This is a genomic window from Acinetobacter sp. MF4642 (assembly GCF_002018925.1).
GTDB classification, from domain to species: domain Bacteria; phylum Pseudomonadota; class Gammaproteobacteria; order Pseudomonadales; family Moraxellaceae; genus Acinetobacter; species Acinetobacter johnsonii.
In genome coordinates, this window is record NZ_MVON01000039.1 from 1 (window position 1) to 22,344 (window position 22,344).

Annotated in this window: 29 protein-coding genes; 14 read left to right on the top strand and 15 right to left on the bottom strand. The window is 35.1% G+C overall.

The window, feature by feature from the left end:
- Positions 1 to 274: 274 nt before the first annotated feature.
- The 5 genes from nadS to MF4642_RS14860 form a co-directional block, all read right to left on the bottom strand.
- Entirely contained in the window at positions 275 to 547 is a 273-nt protein-coding gene (gene nadS / locus MF4642_RS14840; RefSeq protein ID WP_078426702.1) for a NadS family protein, read from the bottom strand.
- Complete coding sequence (locus tag MF4642_RS14845) at positions 540 to 860, bottom strand: type II toxin-antitoxin system RelE/ParE family toxin (protein WP_002126330.1); 321 nt, start codon at positions 858 to 860, stop codon at positions 540 to 542. The genes nadS and MF4642_RS14845 overlap by 8 nt, the downstream gene beginning before the upstream one ends.
- A 109-nt stretch (positions 861 to 969) precedes the next feature.
- On the bottom strand, positions 970 to 1,512 hold the full coding sequence (locus MF4642_RS14850; RefSeq protein WP_227518557.1) for a hypothetical protein: 543 nt from the start codon (positions 1,510 to 1,512) through the stop codon (positions 970 to 972).
- A complete protein-coding gene (locus MF4642_RS17405) occupies positions 1,497 to 2,600 on the bottom strand; it encodes a hypothetical protein (RefSeq protein ID WP_078426703.1) in 1,104 nt (367 codons plus the stop codon). The genes MF4642_RS14850 and MF4642_RS17405 overlap by 16 nt, the downstream gene beginning before the upstream one ends.
- On the bottom strand, positions 2,597 to 2,908 hold the full coding sequence (locus MF4642_RS14860) for a hypothetical protein (RefSeq protein WP_227518558.1): 312 nt from the start codon (positions 2,906 to 2,908) through the stop codon (positions 2,597 to 2,599). The genes MF4642_RS17405 and MF4642_RS14860 overlap by 4 nt, the downstream gene beginning before the upstream one ends.
- 76 nt (positions 2,909 to 2,984) lie before the next feature.
- Here MF4642_RS14860 and MF4642_RS14865 point away from each other — a divergent pair, with 76 nt between their 5' ends.
- A complete protein-coding gene (locus MF4642_RS14865; protein WP_078426704.1) occupies positions 2,985 to 3,626 on the top strand; it encodes a hypothetical protein in 642 nt (213 codons plus the stop codon).
- 259 nt (positions 3,627 to 3,885) lie between these two features.
- On the opposite strand, the gene MF4642_RS14870 is transcribed toward MF4642_RS14865, so the two are convergent.
- The 4 genes from MF4642_RS14870 to MF4642_RS14885 form a co-directional block, all read right to left on the bottom strand.
- Entirely contained in the window at positions 3,886 to 4,221 is a 336-nt protein-coding gene (locus tag MF4642_RS14870) for a carboxymuconolactone decarboxylase family protein (protein ID WP_004740263.1), read from the bottom strand.
- A gap of 376 nt (positions 4,222 to 4,597) precedes the next feature.
- Positions 4,598 to 4,894 carry a hypothetical protein gene (locus MF4642_RS14875; RefSeq protein ID WP_078426705.1) on the bottom strand — a complete coding sequence of 99 codons (297 nt, stop codon included), beginning with the start codon at positions 4,892 to 4,894 and terminating at the stop codon, positions 4,598 to 4,600.
- Positions 4,895 to 5,536 carry an AAA family ATPase gene (locus tag MF4642_RS14880; protein WP_078426706.1) on the bottom strand — a complete coding sequence of 214 codons (642 nt, stop codon included), beginning with the start codon at positions 5,534 to 5,536 and terminating at the stop codon, positions 4,895 to 4,897.
- 1,203 nt (positions 5,537 to 6,739) lie between these two features.
- Positions 6,740 to 7,072: a hypothetical protein gene (locus MF4642_RS14885; RefSeq protein WP_078426707.1), complete on the bottom strand. Its 333-nt coding sequence runs from the start codon at positions 7,070 to 7,072 to the stop codon at positions 6,740 to 6,742.
- Between the two features lie 296 nt (positions 7,073 to 7,368).
- Between MF4642_RS14885 and MF4642_RS14890 the strand changes: the two genes are divergently transcribed.
- The 6 genes from MF4642_RS14890 to trbL all read left to right on the top strand — a co-directional run bounded on the left by MF4642_RS14890 (position 7,369) and on the right by trbL (position 11,074).
- The gene (locus tag MF4642_RS14890; RefSeq protein WP_078426708.1) at positions 7,369 to 7,737 is read left to right on the top strand and encodes a plasmid mobilization protein; all 369 of its coding nucleotides are present in this window, start codon (positions 7,369 to 7,371) and stop codon (positions 7,735 to 7,737) included.
- A gap of 40 nt (positions 7,738 to 7,777) precedes the next feature.
- Entirely contained in the window at positions 7,778 to 8,515 is a 738-nt protein-coding gene (locus MF4642_RS14895) for a hypothetical protein (protein WP_078426709.1), read from the top strand.
- 383 nt (positions 8,516 to 8,898) lie between these two features.
- Positions 8,899 to 9,237: a hypothetical protein gene (locus MF4642_RS17215; protein ID WP_227518559.1), complete on the top strand. Its 339-nt coding sequence runs from the start codon at positions 8,899 to 8,901 to the stop codon at positions 9,235 to 9,237.
- Between the two features lie 15 nt (positions 9,238 to 9,252).
- Entirely contained in the window at positions 9,253 to 9,654 is a 402-nt protein-coding gene (locus MF4642_RS17220; protein WP_227518560.1) for a hypothetical protein, read from the top strand.
- Positions 9,654 to 9,824 carry a hypothetical protein gene (locus tag MF4642_RS16885; RefSeq protein WP_161489513.1) on the top strand — a complete coding sequence of 57 codons (171 nt, stop codon included), beginning with the start codon at positions 9,654 to 9,656 and terminating at the stop codon, positions 9,822 to 9,824. Before MF4642_RS17220 ends, MF4642_RS16885 begins: the two co-directional genes overlap by 1 nt.
- Complete coding sequence (gene trbL, locus MF4642_RS14905; RefSeq protein WP_227518562.1) at positions 9,821 to 11,074, top strand: P-type conjugative transfer protein TrbL; 1,254 nt, start codon at positions 9,821 to 9,823, stop codon at positions 11,072 to 11,074. The genes MF4642_RS16885 and trbL overlap by 4 nt, the downstream gene beginning before the upstream one ends.
- 315 nt (positions 11,075 to 11,389) lie before the next feature.
- On the opposite strand, the gene MF4642_RS14910 is transcribed toward trbL, so the two are convergent.
- The 5 genes from MF4642_RS14910 to MF4642_RS14930 all read right to left on the bottom strand — a co-directional run bounded on the left by MF4642_RS14910 (position 11,390) and on the right by MF4642_RS14930 (position 14,042).
- Positions 11,390 to 11,590, bottom strand: a complete 201-nt coding sequence (locus MF4642_RS14910; RefSeq protein ID WP_005098933.1) for a hypothetical protein — start codon at positions 11,588 to 11,590, stop codon at positions 11,390 to 11,392.
- 247 nt (positions 11,591 to 11,837) lie between these two features.
- The gene (locus MF4642_RS14915) at positions 11,838 to 12,341 is read right to left on the bottom strand and encodes a hypothetical protein (protein ID WP_078426710.1); all 504 of its coding nucleotides are present in this window, start codon (positions 12,339 to 12,341) and stop codon (positions 11,838 to 11,840) included.
- Positions 12,341 to 13,024 carry a hypothetical protein gene (locus MF4642_RS16750; protein WP_101495456.1) on the bottom strand — a complete coding sequence of 228 codons (684 nt, stop codon included), beginning with the start codon at positions 13,022 to 13,024 and terminating at the stop codon, positions 12,341 to 12,343. The genes MF4642_RS14915 and MF4642_RS16750 overlap by 1 nt, the downstream gene beginning before the upstream one ends.
- An 18-nt stretch (positions 13,025 to 13,042) precedes the next feature.
- Positions 13,043 to 13,600 (bottom strand): PAAR domain-containing protein, encoded by a 558-nt coding sequence (locus MF4642_RS14925; protein ID WP_078426711.1) that lies wholly within the window; start codon positions 13,598 to 13,600, stop codon positions 13,043 to 13,045.
- Positions 13,593 to 14,042 carry a PAAR domain-containing protein gene (locus MF4642_RS14930; protein ID WP_078426712.1) on the bottom strand — a complete coding sequence of 150 codons (450 nt, stop codon included), beginning with the start codon at positions 14,040 to 14,042 and terminating at the stop codon, positions 13,593 to 13,595. The genes MF4642_RS14925 and MF4642_RS14930 overlap by 8 nt, the downstream gene beginning before the upstream one ends.
- A gap of 836 nt (positions 14,043 to 14,878) precedes the next feature.
- On the opposite strand from MF4642_RS14930, the gene MF4642_RS14935 reads away from it, so the two are divergent.
- From MF4642_RS14935 to MF4642_RS14965, 7 genes are all read left to right on the top strand, one after another.
- The gene (locus tag MF4642_RS14935; protein ID WP_078426713.1) at positions 14,879 to 16,582 is read left to right on the top strand and encodes an amidase family protein; all 1,704 of its coding nucleotides are present in this window, start codon (positions 14,879 to 14,881) and stop codon (positions 16,580 to 16,582) included.
- Positions 16,583 to 17,354: 772 nt separating this feature from the next.
- Positions 17,355 to 17,570 carry a cold-shock protein gene (locus tag MF4642_RS14940; protein WP_004637138.1) on the top strand — a complete coding sequence of 72 codons (216 nt, stop codon included), beginning with the start codon at positions 17,355 to 17,357 and terminating at the stop codon, positions 17,568 to 17,570.
- A 98-nt stretch (positions 17,571 to 17,668) separates the two neighbouring features.
- Positions 17,669 to 17,896: a hypothetical protein gene (locus tag MF4642_RS14945; RefSeq protein ID WP_063454764.1), complete on the top strand. Its 228-nt coding sequence runs from the start codon at positions 17,669 to 17,671 to the stop codon at positions 17,894 to 17,896.
- 69 nt (positions 17,897 to 17,965) lie between these two features.
- Positions 17,966 to 18,163: a hypothetical protein gene (locus tag MF4642_RS14950; protein ID WP_004637135.1), complete on the top strand. Its 198-nt coding sequence runs from the start codon at positions 17,966 to 17,968 to the stop codon at positions 18,161 to 18,163.
- Between the two features lie 321 nt (positions 18,164 to 18,484).
- On the top strand, positions 18,485 to 19,603 hold the full coding sequence (locus MF4642_RS14955) for a Fic family protein (RefSeq protein WP_078426714.1): 1,119 nt from the start codon (positions 18,485 to 18,487) through the stop codon (positions 19,601 to 19,603).
- A gap of 215 nt (positions 19,604 to 19,818) precedes the next feature.
- Positions 19,819 to 21,339, top strand: coding sequence for a catalase (locus tag MF4642_RS14960; RefSeq protein ID WP_005249302.1), 1,521 nt, complete (start codon positions 19,819 to 19,821; stop codon positions 21,337 to 21,339).
- A gap of 561 nt (positions 21,340 to 21,900) precedes the next feature.
- Positions 21,901 to 22,233: a 3-hydroxybutyryl-CoA dehydrogenase gene (locus tag MF4642_RS14965; RefSeq protein ID WP_078426718.1), complete on the top strand. Its 333-nt coding sequence runs from the start codon at positions 21,901 to 21,903 to the stop codon at positions 22,231 to 22,233.
- Here the strand turns inward: MF4642_RS14965 and MF4642_RS17410 are convergent.
- On the bottom strand, positions 22,230 to 22,344 hold a 115-nt coding region (locus MF4642_RS17410), incomplete at its 5' end, for an IS3 family transposase (protein ID WP_413772799.1). The genes MF4642_RS14965 and MF4642_RS17410 overlap by 4 nt on opposite strands.

Consider the following 22,344-nt stretch of genomic DNA (forward strand, 5'->3'; position numbering starts at 1 on the left):
GGATAATCTTTTTCAGATTCAATCAATAATTGAACCGCTCTTTCTCTGATTTCAGGGGTATATTTTAATTTTGTCATCGGGATAGTCTCTCAGAATATTGACTCTCCGACAAACCCGGTACGGTTCATTGTATAGAAAACAATATAAAGTAATTCGTAATTGAATTGATGATCTTCATAGTGATTCTAAAGATTTTCTAAAATCAATATAATACACGTTATACGAAGTCAAAAATGGGAGCCTTAACTTAAGCTCCCATTTCTAATTATTTTTTTCAAATTAGACTTGGATGGGCATCTAAAATACGAATTAATGTGGCTGCTGGCCCAGTTGGATAGCGTCGGCCTTGCTCCCAATTTTGAAGGGTACGTGGACTAATATGTAGACGTGCAGCAAACTCACTTTGACTTAAACCGGTCTTTTCACGTACTTCTTTAATATCAGGCAATTCAAGCTCTGTAATTCGACTTGCCTTGATCTCTTTACGCTTAATTGCTCCTGCTTCTTTAATCGAAGCAACTAAGTCATCAAATAAGTTGTTATCCATGAAATTGCTCCTTCACGAGTTGGCGCAGAATGGCGGTTTCTTTATCCGTTAAATTATCTTTTACAGATTTTGGATAAGCCACTAAGAAAAAGATTTGATCATCCTCATTTACCCAATAGTAAATTACTCTAATGCCGCCACTTTTACCTTTGTTACCTTGAGCACAACGTACTTTTCGAATGCCGCCGCCATTCTTGATTAAGTCACCTTTATCCGGCTGAACCAATAGATCTTGTTGAAGTTGACGATATTCCTCATCAGATACAAGGTCTTTAATTTGCTTGGTAAAGATGCTGGTTTCAATGAATAACATAGACTCTTTATACGTCAATGGCGTATATGCATTTTAGCAGTTTCGATATCAAAAAACGAGAGCTATCACTTTGGTTTCGTATAACAGCCATTATGTTAAATAGAGATGGCTAAAAGATATTTTTCCACCACTGATTGGCTGTTTTCTGTTTTTCTTCGTTTATTATTTTATTAATTTCTGCATCCATTATAGGTTTGAATTTTTTATTTATTTTTTCTAAAACCTGATTGAGATCATCTCGACTCCACACATGAAATAATCCCATTGTAGCTCCCATAGCTTCTATGATCGTTTGATGTACTTCTTCATTGTCATAGCCTTTTAATTTTTTACTCAACATATCAATAACTAAATCAGTCAAATTAGGCTGTAGGTCATTATAAAAATCTATTGTTGTAAGATCTTCTAAATTATCATCTTGTATAGTCCACTTTGGTACTGGTAAGTCAAAACTATCAAAGATAATACTCACTCTTATGATGTCTTCATAGTGCATAATTCTTTGAGTGCCATTGAATCGAATCTCTATTATTTTTTCATCATCCCATGTTAGCTCTTTAGTCAAATAAGGTTTAGAATTTTCATTATTTTTGTTTCTACGGCTAAAAAGATTAAATAACATTATTTCACCTCTTATTAAAATAAAGTCCATTGAGTAAATGCTTCTAACTCCTCATCAAAAGCATCAACTAATAGATAAGCACTAACTCCGCCAATTGCCCCACCAATGATAACTCCAACAGTAGAACATATAGGCGAGCCTGGGCCACATATCAGACCTGCTGTAGCACCTCCTGCGATTCCTCCACCAATGGTAATTCCTTGTCTATATGTTTCTTTTTCTTTATTTTCAGCATTGTAAATTTCATAACCTGCATAAGCTATAGATATAACAACTAGAACCCGTCCTCCAAATTTCATCCATTTAATTTTAGAATTAAATGATTTATTTGATTTTCCAGAACCTTTTAAAACGCTGTAGTAAACTTTATTTTGATCAGGCACCTTTAATTTTTTGAAGTATGATTGTTTTGCTTTGATTATTTCTTTGATATGTGAGTCTATAGCTGCTCGATTTGATTTTAAAGCATTAAATTTATTAGGATCGTTTATTTCCATTGCATAATACTCAAGAATTTGCTCTAAAGTTTTCCCCAAAGCTTTTTCTTTTTGTGAAACAGCTAACCCTATGGCAGAGTTTTTCTTTCGAGTAGCGTCTAAAATTTGATTTCTTAAGTCGGTTGCTTCTAAAGCTGCATCTTTAACAGAAATACTTCCTTTTTTCACAGCTTCAAGATAACCATCACTCATTTTTTTAATTTCACGCATATATGCTGCACGTAAGTTAGCATCATGAATTAAAAAATTATTACCAAAATAAACGGCTGTTCCATTCAAGTTATCAAGAGCAACTTCTAATTCATTTTTGACTTTCACAGGAACTTTGTTTGATTCAGATTTTTGGGTTGTTCCTGTTGTGGATTTTAACGTAAAAGTGGATTTGTTAAATTCACCATTTTCTAATGCAGGGACATGTACTCTCGCAAGCTTTGAATTATTTAAAAATAATTCTACAAAAATTAGATCTAACTTATTGCAATTATAGACTTTTGTGCAACCATTAGAGTCAATTTTACCACCATAATTTTGCTTAGTTGTTGTATTTGCAAAGGTGTAACTTAATTTAGATAAAATATCTTTATTATCACAAAAGACTTTTAAACGAGCCGTATAAGTCATTCGTGTTGCTCCGCTACGTCCGCATCATATTTATGTACCATGATGGTATATTTTTCTTCTTTATCATTCGATGTAATTCTTACGATCCCATCTTTAGGAACATCACCTGTACGAACATTTCCTTTAGAATCAATAAGGCTAAAAGTTGGTGCACTTTCTAATAATTCATTACTAATCTTGTGCCTAACATCAAACTCTAAGATATATGCACCATCATGTGGGGTTGGTAAAAATGGAATATCGTTTATGATCTGCTGACCTGATAAAAATTGATGTTGTCCAGCTTTTACTTCAAATTTTCCACCCATTGGGTTCAACCTTTTTAATAAGTTTTATTTTATGGTTTGATTATACAATTCTATTTTTCGAAAACTCCATCACAGCATGACATTAACTGTTGCTATAAACATTGATGATTACATTATTCTTACTGGTGATCATCGACTAACGATAGAGTGCGAGCCGTTTACAGGCTTGCCTGCAAGAACAGTTGTGGATGACTATAAAAAAATTAAGTATTGGAAATATGGTGCAATCACTGTTTCAGGTGATGTTTTACTGATGTATTACTTTCATGAAGTATTAGAGTTTTATGCGAAACAGAATAATTGGGATTTTTTACAGGTAGCTCAAGTAGCTAGAGCTATGTATTTGAATGATGATAAACCTGAACAGCATGCAACAGGAACAGCTTTTTTCTCTCTCTTTACATTAGGAAAAGTGGAAATTATTCATCTTTCAATTAAAAAAAATTATATTGAATATGAAACAATTAAACCTATGCATGCTCATTTTTCTTTATTTGAAGGAACACCTGACGATCCAATTTATCAGCTTTTTGTAAATTCTCTACGGAAAATAGATAGCTTTTTAAATTTTGAAGATTTTTATAATTATCATACTGAATTGTTAAGGTTTTTTTATACAAGGCAAAAACGTATTGATGATTCTATAACATCATCCTTTGATTTATTTATTCAAAATACAAAAACAGGGCAAGGATTTATGCAAACCATAGAGAATTAATGCTTATCTTTCCTAAAATTAACATAATACACCTTATACGAAATTCAAAAAAAATAATATTATCTTTATGATAATTAAAGAAATTTAATACAATCTCCATTATATTAAATTCTCATTACATAGGCTAAGAACTGACTCAATAATAAAAAATGGGAGTTTTGTTGAACTCCCATTTTTGAGACTGCACATTAAACTTTTTCAAATAATTATGTAGCACTTTTTCTAGTCAAATTATCTTTTTCAATACCTAATAAAGATATTATTTCTGTGCTTCACATGCCTCTAAAGCTCGTAAAGCAAATGTATATGCAGCTCCTGCATTCAAATGAATTGCTGTAGCTAAAGCACCAGCTACTTCGCTTTCTGTTGCACCAGCTTTCATTGCTGCTTCTGCATGCACTGAAATACAGCTTTCACAACGCGTAGTGATTGCCACTGCTATAGATATTAATTCACGTGTTTTGATATCTAATGCCTCGGCAGCAGCAGCATCATTAAGTGCTAAATAAGCTTGAAGCATTTTAGGGTGAGTTTTTCCTAAAGATCCAAATGATTTTTTGACATGTGCTGTATGTTCTGGCCAATCTAGGAACATTTTAAAAATACCTTTGATTAAATACAGATTTAATATTAGTTGAATTGGAGATAAAATTTCTTAAATTTTGTGTAAACAACGTAATTTTAATCTTATAAATGAATAGCTACCGATTTTGTAGACACTTTATAATTATTCTAAAATTAACATAATACACCTTATACGAAATGCTCTCAGTAAATTGAATAAAATCAATATATTGAAATCCACTAAAAAGCCCAGTTTATACAAACTGGGCTTTTTAGTGGATTATTCACACAATATGCCGATTTATTCACCATTTTTCGATTCTGTTCGTTAGCCAGCGTAAACAATCAAATTCATTATTAGATACAAGTTTTTACATAAGTTACTTAACTTACGTAAGTTGTGTATCTTATTTAACTTCACTTAATACAGCTTGTTGTAGGTCTTCTTTCGATAGTTTCTGTAATTGGTGTAAAGCTGCTTTTAAAATGACTGAACGATTTGCTTTGGCTACTCTAGAATCTATCAATAGATCATCAATTTCTTTGCTAACTTCTTCTGTTAGTGAAAACGTAAATCGACGATATACCTGTTGTGAACACTCTAAATTTTTTACGCGCTTAGTAGACCCACTAATAAAATCCTCAATTCTTTGGTCTGTAGATTTAGATTCCTGAGCTGATTTTGTTAAACCTTTAAGTGCCATTTAAAGCTCTCCTAAAAACTCTAAAGCAAGTTGCTCTATTTCAATGATTGCTTTTTTATCGGTATCAACTTCAAATACAGAAAGTCCATTTTCATCGGCATCGTCATATACGTTGCGGTTTGTTGTGAATTGGTTCAATGGAGATAAGCCAAAAGACTCGCATGCATCTTTTGCATCAAGAATTCGCTGTACTTGACTAGGTAGTGTCGGACATTGAGTAATTACGGCCCTAGTTATTAAATTGGGATTAACTGCTTTAGCTAATTTAATAAGCTGCTCAACGTGGACTAAGGTCTTTAAGTCTCGACGTTTAGGGCGGAATGGTAGAAGCATATGTGTTGCAATAGTCATTGCCGAGCGTAGAGCTTCGGAGTCTTGACCACCCGCATCAATAATAATGTCTTGATAACGTCGAGATAGATCGTCTAAAACCTGTCGAATATTACCTGCTGCTTGGACTGATGGAATGTTCTTTAAATCAGAGTTTTCATCTCTTTCTTTAACCCAATCTGTAGTGGTTCCTTGTGGGTCAGCATCTAAAAGTAAAATGTCTCGTTTCTTCTGCTGAAGGTAAACAGCTAGGTTTTGAGCAAGACAGCTTTTACCAGATCCCCCTTTTTCACCGCCAACTAAGATAATCATATTTTTATGTAACTTACGTAACTTATTTAACCTAAGAGTATCCGTAAATATGGAATAGATCAACAGGTTTAAGTTGCTTAAGTTACGTAAGTTGTGTAAGTTATGCGGAAGTTACTAATATTTAAGAAAAAAAATTTTTAAGTTTTTTTTTCTTAATCATTTTTATAAAATTTTAGGTCTCTATGGAGGTTTTTTTTTGAAATTAACAGGGTACAAAAAAATTGTTATTAGATGATTTATAAGAAGTTATAGATGGAGAAACATACGAGTCTTGTTTTGTTAGTACAAATCAATATATGTATGTTTTTTAGAAGATTTTTCCTTTGAAAAATAAAAGCCCTCCTTGACATACATCAAGGAGGGCTTTAAATTCGTCGGTACGCAGTTATTTGATGGTGGAACATCAAGTAACGAAGATCAGCAGAGCTACCAACTCGTGCAGATTTCACCAATGGCTTGTACCTGAACTCTATTTTCACAGGAAAATGATATTAGTTCAAGCCCCTAAATGATAAGTCTTCGTTAGTTAAGTGTTTTTTTTCATCAAATCAGCTTTAAAAAGCAGGTTTTGCCTACTTCTGCGTGTCCGTTTTACGGCTGGCATGTGGTGTGGGTGGAAGGAATTAAGCGACGCTAGCGCACCACAGCGATTGTTTTATATGGATAAAGCAAGAGTTGCTACTAGGGGAAATCGACAAAGCAACAGCGTGATGAGTAGCTGAATACTTGGCTTAAATCGTAAATTGGGGAAACCCTTGCGGAGATAGTTGGGTTCGGTTGGTTTGAGAACGTGTCGATGCGGTGTGTGAATCGTAATCTCAGCCTATAAGGGAAAGCACAATTACCCTTTGCAGATACGACCGATGCGTGGCTCCGTCAGCCCGAAAAGGTGTATGGCAATACTTTAAGAGCAAGCAAACTTTTTGCAGGCTCTTAGGGTGAGTATTGCCGAAACTCACTCAACGTTCACCATCAGCCCAAAGGGCTTGCCCGATGGCTGAGGGTGCGGAGAGTGAGTGAGCGCATTTAAGGATTTTTATCTGATTTATACTTTTATAGGCTAGACAGCCTAAAAAAGCGGTTTTACAGAGAGTCTAAGCGCGAATTTCAGCTATTTCACTCGTAGACACTCGTTTGGTACCTTTCATTGTAAATTCGAGTTTAAAAGCAAATAAACGTAATTTAGTGGCATATTGAAATGTTTTAAATTAGCTCGTCATCATTTGTTCCATGATCAAATTTAAACTTTTCATGAGATCCATAACGTTCACTATTATTTATTGTCTTAGTTAAAAAATTATTAGTGGAATTGATTTTAGTCATAGAGCCCGATTTTTTTGAGCTAATGACTGTTGATACTTTTTCAATAACTCCCATTTTCTGCAAATTTCTTAATGTTGCACTGTAAGAAATATTGTTGGCTAGATCAGGTAAATCTGCATGTATTTCTTTAATGGTATAGCCAGCTTTTAATTGTTTTTCTATTTCAGGCAAAGCAGCTGTAATAAATCTTTTGGCACCATGTCGAGTAACCATCCATATCTCCTAAATTCTATTTCTGATGCAATTAACTGCGATTATATACGATTAAGAGCTTTTATATAATTTTTAGTGCAATTATAAGCTTTTATGTGCTTTTTATGTTTATTAAGAGCTTTTAAGTGCGATTATGTGCGAACAAAGAAAGATGAAAGTTGGCAAGATGTGTAATGTTATATAACATGGCAAGCCTTGTGATATAAATTACCTTACTTATTCGCCTTTCAGGCTCAACGTGGAATCTTGTCCTGCGGAGCTTTTGGCAGAGCCAAAGTACAGTGGAAATTAGAAAAATGTCTGAAGATAAAAAACCAAAACGTATACGCCAAAAAGTAATACAAGTGGTGGTAACTGAAGCTGAGAAAAAGCAAATTGAGGATAGTGCGACCCAGGGGAAATTATCGGCTTCGCAATATTTGCGGGATCTAGGTTTGGGCTATCAACCAAAAACATTGGTGGATGTTATGGCACTTGATGAATTGAGAAAAGTTAAAGGTGATATGAATAAAATAGGAGGGCTGTTAAAGGTGCTGATGACTAATGAAAATATCGACCCTAAAGAGTTTAGATCTACTGTGAATGGGCTGCTATTGGACTTTTCTAAAAATCAGCACACTATCGATTTTTTACTCTCAGATATTCGTTCAAAAATTAAGTTTTAAAAAAATAATTTTACGTAAATTAGATGGTGCTTAATAACGTATGGAAAAAATATTAGAAGTCATAGATTTATTTTTTACTATAATTCTTATAGGTTCTTTGATTACAAATGTTCCTGTTGTAAATAAATCTTTAACTTGGTTAGAAAATAATATAGATCAAGGGTTTAGGAAGTTTATACAAATTACTCCACGTGAGTCTATTGTTGAGATATCAAATTTATTTAAGAAACTATTCTTTATAACTTTGTTTTTTATGGTTTTTATTTTTTATTTAGCTCCCAATTTTTTTCATATGATAGGCCGAAGTGCTTATCTATTTTTAATCTTTATGATGGGTGTGTTTGGCTATTTTTGGATGGCTCTTACTATCGCAAAACCAAATAAAGATACTTTAATAGATATTATGAAATCTTCTTGGTATATCTTAACGGCTCCATTTATATTTGGACTTAGTGACGTTTTATTAGGAACTAATATTTTTAAAATTATGGATGCTCAAATTGCATCCAGTGTTGATTTTTTTAATTTATCTATTCTTAACAACAGTATTACTAATACTTTTATTCTATTTACTATTTTTTGGTATGCAATTGTAGCCATAAGTGTTCTTGGTATATGGGCACTATCGCTTCCTGCATACTTTTCTTTATGGGCTATTCTATATGCTATCTATCGATATGCCATTTTTTTTAAAAACTCGAAAGAAAAAGATAGGATACTTTATTTAATAGTTTTTATATTTATAATCAATAGATTGGCTTACATATTCATTTTTTAAATCTGCTGAAAAATCTCATGAATGGTGAGCTACTGGACTTTTCTAAAAATCAAAATTCTCTAGATCTTCTAATTACTAAGGTTCGTGCACAGATTAAGTTATAAGATGCTTTTTCGTTTTTTATTAAAAATCAGAAACATTTTGAAAAGTTTAAATTTTAGGCCCAAATTTTCGTTAACGAAAATTTGGGTTTTTTTCGTTTTTTGAATAATTACATGTAAATCGGATACTTATAAAAAAACGAAAATTTTTCAATTTATTAAAAGGACTATTCTCTTTATTAGTAAAGATTACATTGTAGTATTACAATAAAAAACAATGGTTTACATTAAATAATTATTCTGCCTATGATGCCATTTTTAATGATAAAAACGGTTTTTTAGATGATTAAAACTAAACTCTTGGCTTTCATTCTTGCTGTAGCACCAGTGCCCTTAATGGCAATTTCAATGAGTGCTAATGCAACGGGTATCCCTGTTTTTGATGGGGGGAATTTCGCCAACATGATTATCAATGCAGCCAATCAAGCTACTCAGATTAGCCAACAAGTGAGTCAGGTAAACCAGGCGATTCGTGGCAATGGTTTATCGGAGCAAATGCTTAAGCAATTGGGGGTGAGTAATTATTCAGGCATCATTTCTCAAATGAGCCAACAAGCTTCTGATTTGAACAAAGTCATTCAAGCATCTAACTCATTAAAGCAGTCGGTTGGCCAAGTCTAGACTGAGTTTAAAGCGTTGTATCCAAATGCAGCCAGCTATAAAAATAAATCACCTGATCAACTGTTGAAAGACTTCAGCAAGTGGTCTGATCAACTCCAAAATGCGAATGCGACCGCTATGCAGGCCCAGGCGAGTGTGAGTGCTATTGCGGATCGCAATGTGAAAATTGGGAATGTGTTGAGTGAATCTGCTGGATCTGCTGGGGCTTCTACCGTTTCGCAAATTCAGGGTACGAACCAATTACTTGGGGTCTTGGGCCAGCAAATGAATGATCTTCATTCCGTATTGGCCACCAGCCAACGTGCAACGATGGCAGCCCAAGCCCAGGCTCAAGCGGTTAAAGATAGTCAACGACAGGCATGGCGTGATTCGACCACATTTAAGAATAACTATAGCCATAAAGGGAAAAACTGGTAATGAAATATTCAATTATATTAGTGGTTACTATGGCTTTTTCTTTGGTTGGGTGTGGTGATAAGAATCCAAGTGATGAGGGTAAAAAAGTTGAAAAAATGACCCCACAGGAAATTAAGAAAAAGAATAAAGCTGAAGATACCAGTGATGAATATAAGGGGAAAAACTGGTGAAAAAATATATCCCCATTCTAATTGCCACGGTTCTACTTTTACTTCATGCCAATACTGCTATGGCAATGGGTGTTGGGGTTGTAGACGATATGATTCAGACGTTTGCCGACGCTTCGAGAGCCTGGCAAGCACCACTTTTGGCCATCGCAATCGATCTATTTTGGTTGTTGGCCACAATTCAATTCGCTTGGTCAATGATTGGGTTAGCCTTTAAAACGACAGATATTAGTACATGGATCTCTGCAATCGTCACACAGATCATGTTCATCGGCTTCATGTATTGGATTTTAACTAACTTCAGCTTATTTGCTGGAAATATCATTGATAGCTTTAGGAAAGCAGCTGGGCAAGCTAGCGGTCAAAGTTTTTTTTCTCCCTCCGACTTCTTTATCAAAGCTTGGGAACTGGTTGGAGATATTTATGAAAAAACCAGCATATTAGAAGCAGCGAACTCATTAGGGTTAATCATTGCAGGGATCATTATCATGATCTGTTTTGCCCTGATTTGTGCCTTTATGGTTGTGGCTTTGGTTGAAATGTATATTGTGATTTCTGCCAGTGTTTTATTGATGGGATTTGGTGGTACACAGTGGACGAAAGACTATGCCATTAGGGCTTTGCAATATGGTGTGTCTGTAGGCGCTAAGTTATTTGTACTCCAGCTAATTGCAGGGCTTGGTGTTGAGTTAATGGATGGATGGGTAGCATCAACGGATACTCAAAGCCTGGAGCATATTGTGGGAATGATCGGCTGTTCAATCATCCTTTTGGCGTTAACTAAAATGATCCCTGATATTGTCCAGGGAATTATTAACGGTACGTCTATTGCTCAGGGAGGCGCATTAACCAGTGCTATGTCTGCGGTGGCTGGTAGTGCAATGGGTGCCGCTGTCGCTACAGCTGGTCAAGGTGCAGCAGTAGGCTCTTCATTTAAATTGGCAAGTGAACAATTGAAATCGCCGAGTAGCGAAGTTAGCTCAGATGGGGCACAGGCTGGCGCTAAAGGTGGCTCTATGCTGGGTTTAATCAAACAGGCAGGTAAGAATTATGCTAGTGGTTTGGCATCCGATTTAGGCGGTAGATTGACGGGACAAACATCTAAAAATCAAACTTCAGGCACTTCTTTAGGTGGCAGAATGGCAAATACTATGAATGCTCAAAGGGACTCAGCGAAAAGTGAAAGGGAACTGAAGAGCGAAAATAAAACAGATATGAACAAAGGTAATAAAAATGAAAATACCATCTACTGAAGAAGAGTTAAAAAATCACTTTAAAAAGAGCAATGTGTTTTTTTCACCGATGATTAAGGGGATGATAGCCCTTGTTTTTATTATTTATTTTTTGCAATTTTTGATGCACTGAGGAACTGGCGAAAGCCAGTTTTTTATGAATTTTATATTCTAAATAAGATGTTCAACTGTGCGTGCGCTTGTATAGTGACAGGGATACTGTGAATATAAAAAGTGTATCGGTGTGTGCGCTTGTATAGGGGCACTAGTCAAAGTTTTTTATCGAAAATAATTTATTCACTAAAAAGTGTATCGAGGTGTCTCCTTGTATAGAGCTTAAGGATTTAGTTTTTTCCATTCAGCCAAAAGTTTCAATTCCTCTTCTTCCAAAGTTGTTTCTCCTTTGAGCACTCGTTGAGCAATGCCATCTAGAATAGGCTTACAGTTATCAATTGTTTCTTGGTCAAATTCTTGATCTACGATTCCTGGGTTTGACCAGAATTGATCAAGTTGTTTTTGGTCAATTGAATCATGCATGATTCATTCTCCAGTCCTTATCTAAAGTGGAAGTGGTGTGTGCGCTTGTATAGTAATACTGATTCTATAATTTGTACTTTACAAGATCTAGGAATAGTCTATTATTTTATATACCTTGATTAGTCTTAGAACTAATCCCAAAAATATATCTATTTCTTAACTGAAGTTAAGAAAGGAAAAACGCCACTGTTAGATGGCGTTTTTTTATTTGGGGCTTACATCTGAATTTCGCATAAGGTGTATTATGTTAATTTAACTTTAAACATTGAGATCCATTAATTAAATCTGGGTCATTTTTTAAAAGAGTTAAATATTCACTTTGCAACACAAAAGTTTTATTCAAAGTTGTATCATATCGTTTTGCTAATTCTTTTCTTTCCAAATGATTCTGATATTTTTTCAAAAATTTATTAATAATACACATTGAATCAATAGCATCTCCAGATATTAACCTGTAACTTGTAATGTCTTTCTTATAGTCTATCCCCCCCATATCATAAGTATTAAAAAGTGATTCAATTTCACTCAAAGCATATAAATATAAGTGATCGTTAACTTCCGAAGGTTTTTCTGAATTTTTATATGCAGCTCGATATACAAAGCTTGCAGTTTCTAGACTACTTGAAATAGCCATAATTTTTGTTTGTACTATTTGTTTATCTAACTCGCCTTCATCGATTGTATTTTTTTTAGCATTAGAGCAAGAAGAAAGAAGCATAGAACAAATTAATAGAGAGAAGATCTTTTTCATTAATACGTTCCATCAAATTTTTCAAATTCTTCTTTTCTAGGAGTTCTGTAGCCTTCTGATACAGCAAAACTATGAGCTTGTTTATTCCATCTTTTTCCAAAAATCATCGTATACAATCTTTCACTAATCATAAAAGGACCACCATTTTTTAGAATTTGTCCTGCTTTACCGACATATTCTGCTTTTGAGAACATACCATAGCCAGCTGGCGTAAGCTGAATGATATCTTCCTTATTTTTATAGTGAGCAGCAACTCGAATTTTAAATGTATCTTTTAATAATTCAGTGGCTGCTATAAGTGCTTTGTCTTTACTAACCTTAGTAATATATGTAGCAAATTTGAGATACATCATTGTGTGAAAATATTCAGTATAGATAAATCCAGGTGTATCTTTCTCAATTTGCCTTAAATCAAACTCCAAACCAAATCTTAAAGCCATATCATACTCAAAAGGTTGTCGTCTCTTAATATGATCCCAAAGATGCTGTGGAATACAAAAAGTATAAGGTACTATTTGTTTCACTTTAATTAAGTTTTGCCAACCTTCACATGCTGTAAGAAATCCATCATCAGCTCGGCACATGTTGACTGTTCCTTTTAAATCAATTCGTTCCGCTGCTTGAGCCTGAATAGGAGTTTTATCGTAATTGCTATGATAGATTAAACGGCCAGTATCACTCATTTTTTTTCCTAGTATTATTTATAAGGGATCTAATGTCTTCGACAAGTCCAACGTTATAAGTTCAATAGCTTCTGGTTGATGCTCGCTTTCGTAAATCGCTGTCATGCCATTTTCATCTGTATAGCCTTGAACTAATAATTCCCCGGATTCTTTGCTATAAAGTTCATACAACATATCTGAAAGTAATTCCTGAGAATCTTCATCTATAATTTTGAACTGAATTTTATGGATTTCTTTCGCAGTATCCTCAACCAAACTACTCATGAGAGGTGTGGTTTTTGTTGAGATACTAGAGGTAGAACTAGCTCCACCGCTTGTACCAACAACATGAACTTGTTTTGGCATTAGAGTAGCACCACACGTGAACTTATCACCGACATAAGCGACTGCTTTACCATCAAAAATTACATGGTCATTACTCTTAATCAAAGTTGACCAGGTTTTACATTTTGGACAAGCAAAACCATCACCTGCACGAAGAAATAGATTCCCCATTTGTGAGCTACGTGACTGAGTTGAAATTACTACTCCACCATGGTCAGTGGTTGAACCATGAATACCAAAACCTTTAGACATTCTTTGAGTCTCCAAGAGTTGGATTCATAAATCCTTCAGGAATCATTGCATCATGATATAAACGTAAAATATGTGATGTGATCGGACTATCAATGATTTCATCGCCATTTTCTAATGGCGAACCAACGAGTGCCGCGGATCGATCATGAACAGTGATAGCACTGCCAGCGCCAGAGATAATTTTTGCAGTTGAACCATCAGCATATATGGCTTCATCACCAACTAGAGCTAAAGAAATGCCTTTGACTTTATAGGTGTCGGTAGAGGCTCTTATCAACCCACCTTTTTTTGTTTTAGCTCCATTAAATGCAGCATAAAATTTGGTATACGGTTTATGATCCCAATAGAGCTGTTCTGCTTGCTGAATCTTTTGAATATCATTTTGAGAAAGTTTTTTTAACTGCTCTTCTGGCAGTTGATGTAAAAAAGTAGGGCTAGTCATGCTAGATCCAATTATTTTAATTAAGTAAAGAATAACAAACGAAAAAGTGAAGCAAAAATTAAAAATGTAATGGTTCAAATTTCTACTAAATATGAGTCCATTTAACATAATGGGCGTTATGCGAAGTCGTTTTGTAATAAGCCTGTAATATCAATCCATTAGCCTAAATCAAAAATTCAAAAAACCACCCAAAAGTCGATATCGAAACATATCGGCTTTTTTATGAACAAAATTGGTATATTTCGCCAATAAAATTGAATTTTTTTTGATCAAATATGGCTTTTCATCTGTGTTATCAATTCATCCAGTGCTGAAATTATCCCCAATTTCTGCGGACAAAGCTTGGGATAATTTCAGCGTGTTGTACGCCTAGGCGTACATCAATTCAAGCCCTTTGCGCATATACGGTTTCCTCTCGATTGCCTATCATGAGGACATAGAGAGCAGGATGCTCCAGATAAGAATAACAACAGATAGAACAAGGAATGTTAGGTACGACAGGAGTCAGACCTAAGCACCAAATACGTAAAAAAGCCCAACAGGATGTTGGGCTTTTTTACGTCTGTTCTTTTTATGAGAGCTATTAGATGAATATTAGTATTTTTAGATTAAGTAGAAGTTACACATTATTAGTCCAAGAGCTCTAATAATTAGACCTATTCATTCAAAGTATTTGGATCTTAATTTCTTGTTTCTAAATTAATCTTCGATCGACAATTTTCTTACATAATATATAAGAAATTTACAACTTTAATTCATTAAAAATATGTGAAATTTTATTGGTATAGATCTTGCTCGAAATTAGTTATTTACTTACTAATGCAAGGACTTATCAATTGAATAATTTTGCAAAATTAGCTTTGGTTACATCACTTTTCACACTAATTACAGCTTGCGAAAGCTCTGATAATGATGATAAGCAAACTTCACAGCCTTCTATTCAACCCATTCCATTTGAACCATTAGAGGCTACTATTTCTAATTTACATGCTTCTTTAGAAAGTAAAGGCTCAAATTGCGTTAATGTTGTGCAAAGCTATTTAGATCGTATTACTGCATATGATAAACAAGGTCCTACTCTAAATAGTGTCATTTCAGTTAATCCAAATATCTTACAAGAAGCGAACGAGCTCGATGAGTATTATAAAAAAACAGGTAAATTCAAAGGTAATTTACACTGTGTACCTGTACTAGCTAAAGACAATATAGATGTTATTAATATCGCAAATACAGCAGGTTCAGATGCTCTTTTAGATAACATCCCACAAGATGATGCATATATTATTAAAAATATTAAAGCACAAGGTGGTTTAATCATTGGTAAAGCAAATCTAGACGAATTTGCCTTTGGTTTTGGTGGGAAGTCTACAGTAGGTGGACAAGCGAAGAATGTTTATGATCTCACAAAAAGTCCTGGCGGTTCATCATCGGGGACAGGTGCTGCCATTTCTGCTAGCTTAGCTATGGTAGGAATTGGTACAGACACTGGTGGCTCTATTCGTGTCCCATCAGCAGTACAAGGGTTAGTTGGTTTACGTCCTTCACTACGTGTTCTTAGTTTGGATGGCATCATTCCATTAGCACCAACACAAGATACAGCTGGTCCCATGTGTCGTCAGAGTATTGATTGCGCAAAATTATTTACAGCTATGGTTGGATATGACCCATCTTCTAGCTCAAATCAACGTACTGATTTTGAACATGATGCACCATTAGTGAACTCAGAAACAGCCTATCGAACGTTGATAAATCAACTTGAAGATTATGTTCCCCAAAATGCATCTTTAGCAGGTAAACATATTGGTTTAGTAAAAAATGTTTATGCTAATAGTGAAGAAGGTCTTCTAGTTCAAGAGACAATTGCAAAAGCTGCTGAGAAGATGCGTGAGGCAGGTGCAGTAGTCGAAGAAGTAGAAATATATGATCTTCCTACTATTTTAGGAAGTGCTGATATCACTACTGATTCTGGTTATACAGGACGTTTTGCAAGTCTCTCAAGCTTTGAATTCAAAAACTCCCTAACAGATTACTTAGCAACAGCTACTGCAAGTTATAAATCCTACATTGATCTATTGAATAGTGGAAAAATGATTTCAACTTTCAAAAGTTATGATACCGACTCAACTACTTCTGATTTCATCAACCGCTACCATTTAAATACTGCAGTACGTGCACCATTTGTTCGTTTGCGTTTAAATTCAGCATTAGGTAACAGCACATTGGATGGTATATCTAAAGGGCAAAGATTCGATGCATTGGCATACCCATCAATTACAGGTTTAACAAATAATATGCCTTCTAGTCCAACAACTGGAAGCAATAACCGTATAAGTCCATTTTCTGGATTCCCTGCACTATCAATACCAGCAGGTGCTGTAAATTATGAAAAGCGTAGTGCATATCCAATGAACGTTAATATCGAATTTATTGCAAGAGAATTTGATGAACCAACATTATTTGAAATTGCTGCAGCTTTTGAAAAAGTAAATCCTTCAAGAATGGTACCGATACATACTCCTGCACTTAAAGCTGCACTATAATAACCTTAGGTTATCAAAAAACTAGAATGGGAGCGATCAGCTCCCATTTTTTATTTCGCATAAGAGATTTTATGTTAAATAAATAAGTAAAAGCCCCGAATCACGGGCTTTTTTGTAGAGTGTATTATCTTAATTTTAGAAAAATTTTAAATTTAAAATCCGAATAATTGGCCTATTTCTAATCTGCTGTAACCACGTTCTTTGAAAATCAAACAGCGTTGTCTAATTGTGAGCCTGAATACTTACCTAAGGAAATATCTGGGTAAGATAAGGGAGAGTGTGGAATTGTTAGCTTTTTAAACTGATTCTCTCAAATATTCGTCTTTTGTCTTATATCTAAATTTTTCACCTATCGGTAAAATAATTGTACTCATAACCTGCTAAGGATAGTGGGTAATAAGCGTTTAAGGACTAAGTATCAATTAGAGCCAAAATAGCTAATTTACATTGGAAAGTAAGTGATTAAGAGAAAACTAACAGCGCTTAATAAGCCTTATAGTTCCGAGAGAGACTATAAGGCTTTTTTATGAAATATAATTTTCTTTTATCAAAAAAATAAATATAACTATTAAAAAAACTTGATTATTTTTCTTTTTACTGTATATTTAACTCAACTAGAAAAAAAGTCTCGTTTCGGTAAATCTTCCTTAAGTATCGCAGTTTTAGTCATAATCCTTCGTTTTTAGATTTTAAGTTCCATTCTTTATTATTTTCCAAGTTATAATCGGTCAATATAATGACTAAAAATTATTAAAAATCAGTAGGATATATTATGTCAAACTCAAATGTTGTTAAAGGTACTGTTAAGTGGTTCAACGAAACTAAAGGTTTTGGTTTCATTCAACAAGAATCAGGTCCAGACGTTTTTGCTCATTTCAGCGAAATCGCAAGTTCAGGTTTCAAAACCTTAATGGAAGGCCAGCAAGTTGAATTCAGTGTAGCTCAAGGTCAAAAAGGACCGAATGCTGTAAATATTGTTGCTATCTAAGTAATAATAGACAGTAATAAAAAGCACTCATGAGTGCTTTTTTTATACTTCAAAATTTGTTTTAAAAATTAAAAATTTTCTAAAAAATAGGATATAATTTGTTGAAATTAAAGAATTTAATTGCAAAATCTAAAAATGGTACTGAAATTATTGTTTCATTAATTCCTCTTCATAAAATGCAAAATACACGTCAAGGTTCAAAAAAAATCGAAGTAGGTAAAAGAGTCCTTCTTTCATCTGGAATCGAGGTTGATTTAAATTTGGATGGCCGTACATTTTACACTTCTTTAAATCAGCTATTTAAATTAAGTCATAAAGTTGCTTAGAGCCAACATCAACAAGTATTAAGAATTGGGGTAGATTTCTACCACTATAATTTTATTAAGGGGATATATATGTTTAAACAGACTCTCAACGTAAAAGACCAGTTTGGGGTTAAACAAGCTATTCAAGCAACAGTAGATCATCATTTTGCCGATACGCAATCTCACTCAAATATAAGACATATCACCGTTGATGGAGAAGATATTCGACCTAGTTTTGAAATGTTTTTTCAAAGTACTGTAAGTGGAAAAATTTTTAAAATTTTATAGATAGTATTTTAAAACCAATACGATACACATTGTAAGAAACGAGAGCTAATAGCTCTCAGGTCATCCCCCTAAAAATAATTGAGTTTAAAAGTAGAAAATACAAATATTCTCAAATGATCTCTATTTTTTGGAAAAACATATCAAGTTTGTTTATAAAAAAGCCGATATATTTCTGTTATTCACCAATTAAAATGTCTATGCGATAAACCATTTAAAATGTCCTATAAAAAATGAGCTGATTAATCATCATATTCGGCTCTTGTTATGAGCCGAATAAGTGCTATATTCAACTCATCTGAAATTTTAGATGAGCGATTGAAAATGCAGAAATGGATTTGGCAAGCAGAAAACTGGACAAATTTTACATGGCTAGATTCAGTTATCTTACCTAAAACCAGACAGATACATCAAAAAATAGGGATTATTCTGGGGCAAAGTCAGCATGATTTAGCAAAAGAGCAATTCACCCTAGATACTCTGCTTGCCAATCTTGTTGCTTCATCTGCGATTGAAAACGAAACGATCAATGTTTTTTCACTACGATCATCTCTAGCTCAACGCTTAGGTGTCACACTTGAACAGCCTTATCCAAGCTCAGATCGATCAGAAGGTTTAGCCAATATCATGCTAGATGCGCTTAACGATGTTAAGCAACCATTGACTGTTAATCGTCTCATGCAGTGGCATCGTTGGCTTTTCAATGACCCAGATTGGACAATGCACCGTTTACGCATTGGTCAACTTAGGGGGGCAGAGCCTATGCAGGTCGTTTCAGGTCGATTGGACTATCCTAAAGTGCATTTTGAAGCACCGCCAAGACAAGGCTTAGAAGAACGCTTAAATGCCTTCATAGATTGGTTTAATCAAAGTCTAAATGATTCATTGCTTGATCCTCTGTTACGTGCAGGTATTACCCATTTATGGTTTGTTACCCTACATCCTTTTGATGATGGTAATGGACGTATTACACGTACACTTACAGACCTTTCTTTAGCTCAAATGGATGAACAGAGCATTCGTTTATATGCTATGTCTACTGCGATATTGAATAAACGTAAAAGTTACTATGAGATATTAGAACAAACTCAAAAAAATGATTCTGATATCACCGATTGGCTAGTTTGGTTTTTAGATACATTGAATGATAGCCTTGAAAAAACCTTAGTACAGATCAATCGGACATTATTTAAAAGCCAGTTTTGGCATAAATATTCAAATTTAGCCCTGAGTGAAGAACAGCGCAAAGTCCTCAATCGTTTATTAGACGGTGGGGAAAATGGCTTTGAACATGGTATTAGCGCGTCACAATATCAAAAAGTTGCTAAAACAAGTAAGGCGACAGCTACTCGTCATTTATCTGACTTACTTGAGAAAAAATGTATCGTCAAATTGGAAGGTGGGGGACGTAATACACGCTATCAGATCAATACTCAGTTATAGAAATTTAAGACATAAAAAAGCCCGACAGGATGTCGGGCTTTTTTATGTCTTGAATCTGGATTTCGTGTAAGAGATTTTATGTTAAATCAGTTGGCTATAAATTTTCAAAAATATCCTTAGTTTAATATTTTAATAAGCAAGTAAAGGGTAAGATGGGATTGAAAATCTTAAATTTCTGCAGGAAATTTAAATTAAAAGAAACGGGAGTTAATAGTATGAGTCAAGACCCTAAAAAATGTCCTGTTACCCACCTGACTACTGAAGCTGGTGCCCCTGTGGTCGATAATCAGAACAGTATGACGGCAGGTGCGCGTGGACCTTTACTTGCCCAAGATTTATGGTTGAATGAAAAATTAGCAAACTTCGTCCGCGAAGTGATTCCAGAGCGTCGTATGCACGCTAAAGGTTCAGGTGCTTTTGGTACCTTTACCGTGACCAATGATATTACCCAATATACTCGCGCTAAAATTTTCTCTGAAGTTGGCAAGAAAACCGAAATGTTTGCGCGTTTCTCAACGGTGGCGGGTGAACGTGGCGCGGCCGATGCAGAACGTGATATTCGAGGTTTTGCCCTGAAATTCTATACTGAAGAAGGCAACTGGGATCTGGTCGGCAATAATACCCCGGTGTTTTTCCTGCGGGATGCCCGTAAGTTCCCTGACCTGAATAAAGCAGTCAAACGTGACCCGAAAACCAACAAGCGCAGTGCCACCAATAACTGGGATTTCTGGACATTATTGCCTGAAGCCTTGCATCAGGTGACCATTGTGATGTCGGATCGCGGTATTCCTGCTGGCTACCGTCATATGCATGGTTTTGGCAGCCATACCTTCAGTTTTATCAATGCCCAAAATGAACGCTTCTGGGTGAAATTCCATATGCGTACCCAGCAAGGCATCCAGAACCTGACCGATGCTGAAGCAGCAGATTTGATTGCTAAAGATCGTGAAAGTAGTCAGACTGACTTATTTGATGCCATTGAGCGTGGTGAGTATCCAAAATGGAAAATGTACGTTCAGATCATGCCGGAACTGGAAGCTGAAACAGTTCCTTATCATCCATTTGACCTGACCAAAGTCTGGCCGAAAGGTGATTATCCACTGATTGAAGTCGGTGAATTCGAACTGAACCGCAATCCGGAAAATTATTTCCAGGATGTAGAACAGGCTGCCTTTGCACCAAGCAATCTGGTACCGGGAATTAGCTACTCACCGGATCGTATGTTACAGGCGCGTCTGGTGAACTATGCTGATGCAGCACGTTATCGTGTTGGTGTAAATCATTCACAGGTTCCGGTCAATGCTGCACGCTGCCCTGTAAACTCTAATCGTCGTGATGGTCAGGGCCGCATGGATGGCAACTATGGTTCATTGCCACATTATGAACCGAACAGTTTTAACCAGTGGCAGGAACAACCTCAGTTTAAAGAACCAGCATTAAAGATTACCGGTGATGCTGATTTCTGGGACTTCCGCGAAGATGACAATGACTACTTCAGCCAGCCCCGTGCCCTGTTCAATTTGATGAATGATGAGCAGAAACAAGCATTGTTTAATAACACGGCCGCAGCGATGGGTGATGCGCTAGATTTCATCAAATACCGTCATATCCGCAACTGTTATGCTTGCGATCCAGCTTATGGGCAAGGCGTTGCTAATGCCTTAGGTATGACTGTAGCAGATGCTCAAGCGGCACGTGAAACAGATCCTGCTAAAGGTTTACCAAGTTTTCTTTAATGTGGAAATTTGATTTAGATAGTTAATAAAAAACCCCGACATCCTGTCGGGGTTTTTCGTATTTGATGCTTAGGTATAACTCCTGTCGTACCTCACATTCCTTGTATCTGATCTTATTATTCTTATCTGGAGCATCCTGCTCTCTATGTCCCCATGATAAGAAATTGATGAAGAATGGCATAGACGCAAAGCACCTGAATGAATGTGCGCCAAAACGTACAAGTTTGGTCACTTTTTATCCCAAGAGTTGTCCGCAGAAATTGGGGATTATTTCTAAACTGTGACCCTTGAGAAATCAGGAAAAAACGCAAAAATGAATGTTTTTTGATCAATTTTATTGGCTAAAAGTTACAGTTTTGCTTAAAAAGAAACCGACTTGTTTCCAAGTCGGTTTTTTATTGTTTTTTAGGGGGGATGAAAAAATTTTAACTATATGAAAAACAATGATATTTTAAAAAGCATTTCGTATAAGCTCTATTATGTTAAATGAAGTAAAATTCTATGGATTTTAATATCCATAGAAATCTTTTAGTATTCATTTTTAAAATGAAATTTCCCATTATGAAAAAACCAATAATTTTCTCGATATTATTACTAACTTGTTCCTTTTCATACGCGGATGACAATGAACAATGTGATGGAATTGCATATGCAGCAGACACATTGATGACTTTTCATCAAATGGGTTCAGACGTAGAAAAAGCTAAAAGTATTTATAGCAATCTCTTCAAAGAGGAAGGTGAAATTTTTAATCAGATAGTAGATGAAGTAAAGAAATCACCTGTCTATGCCAAAGAGGAAGAAGCAGAGAAAGCTGTAGAAGACTTTAAAAATAAATGGAAAAACTATTGTGAACCGTACCGGGTTTGTCGGAGGCTTTTTTATTTAAGTTAGGCCACCTGACCTAACGGGTTAATCTTATCATAGTACATTGCTTCAAACTCAAAAGGCGATACATAACCCAGTGCACTGTGTACACGCTTTTTATTGAACCAATATACCCAG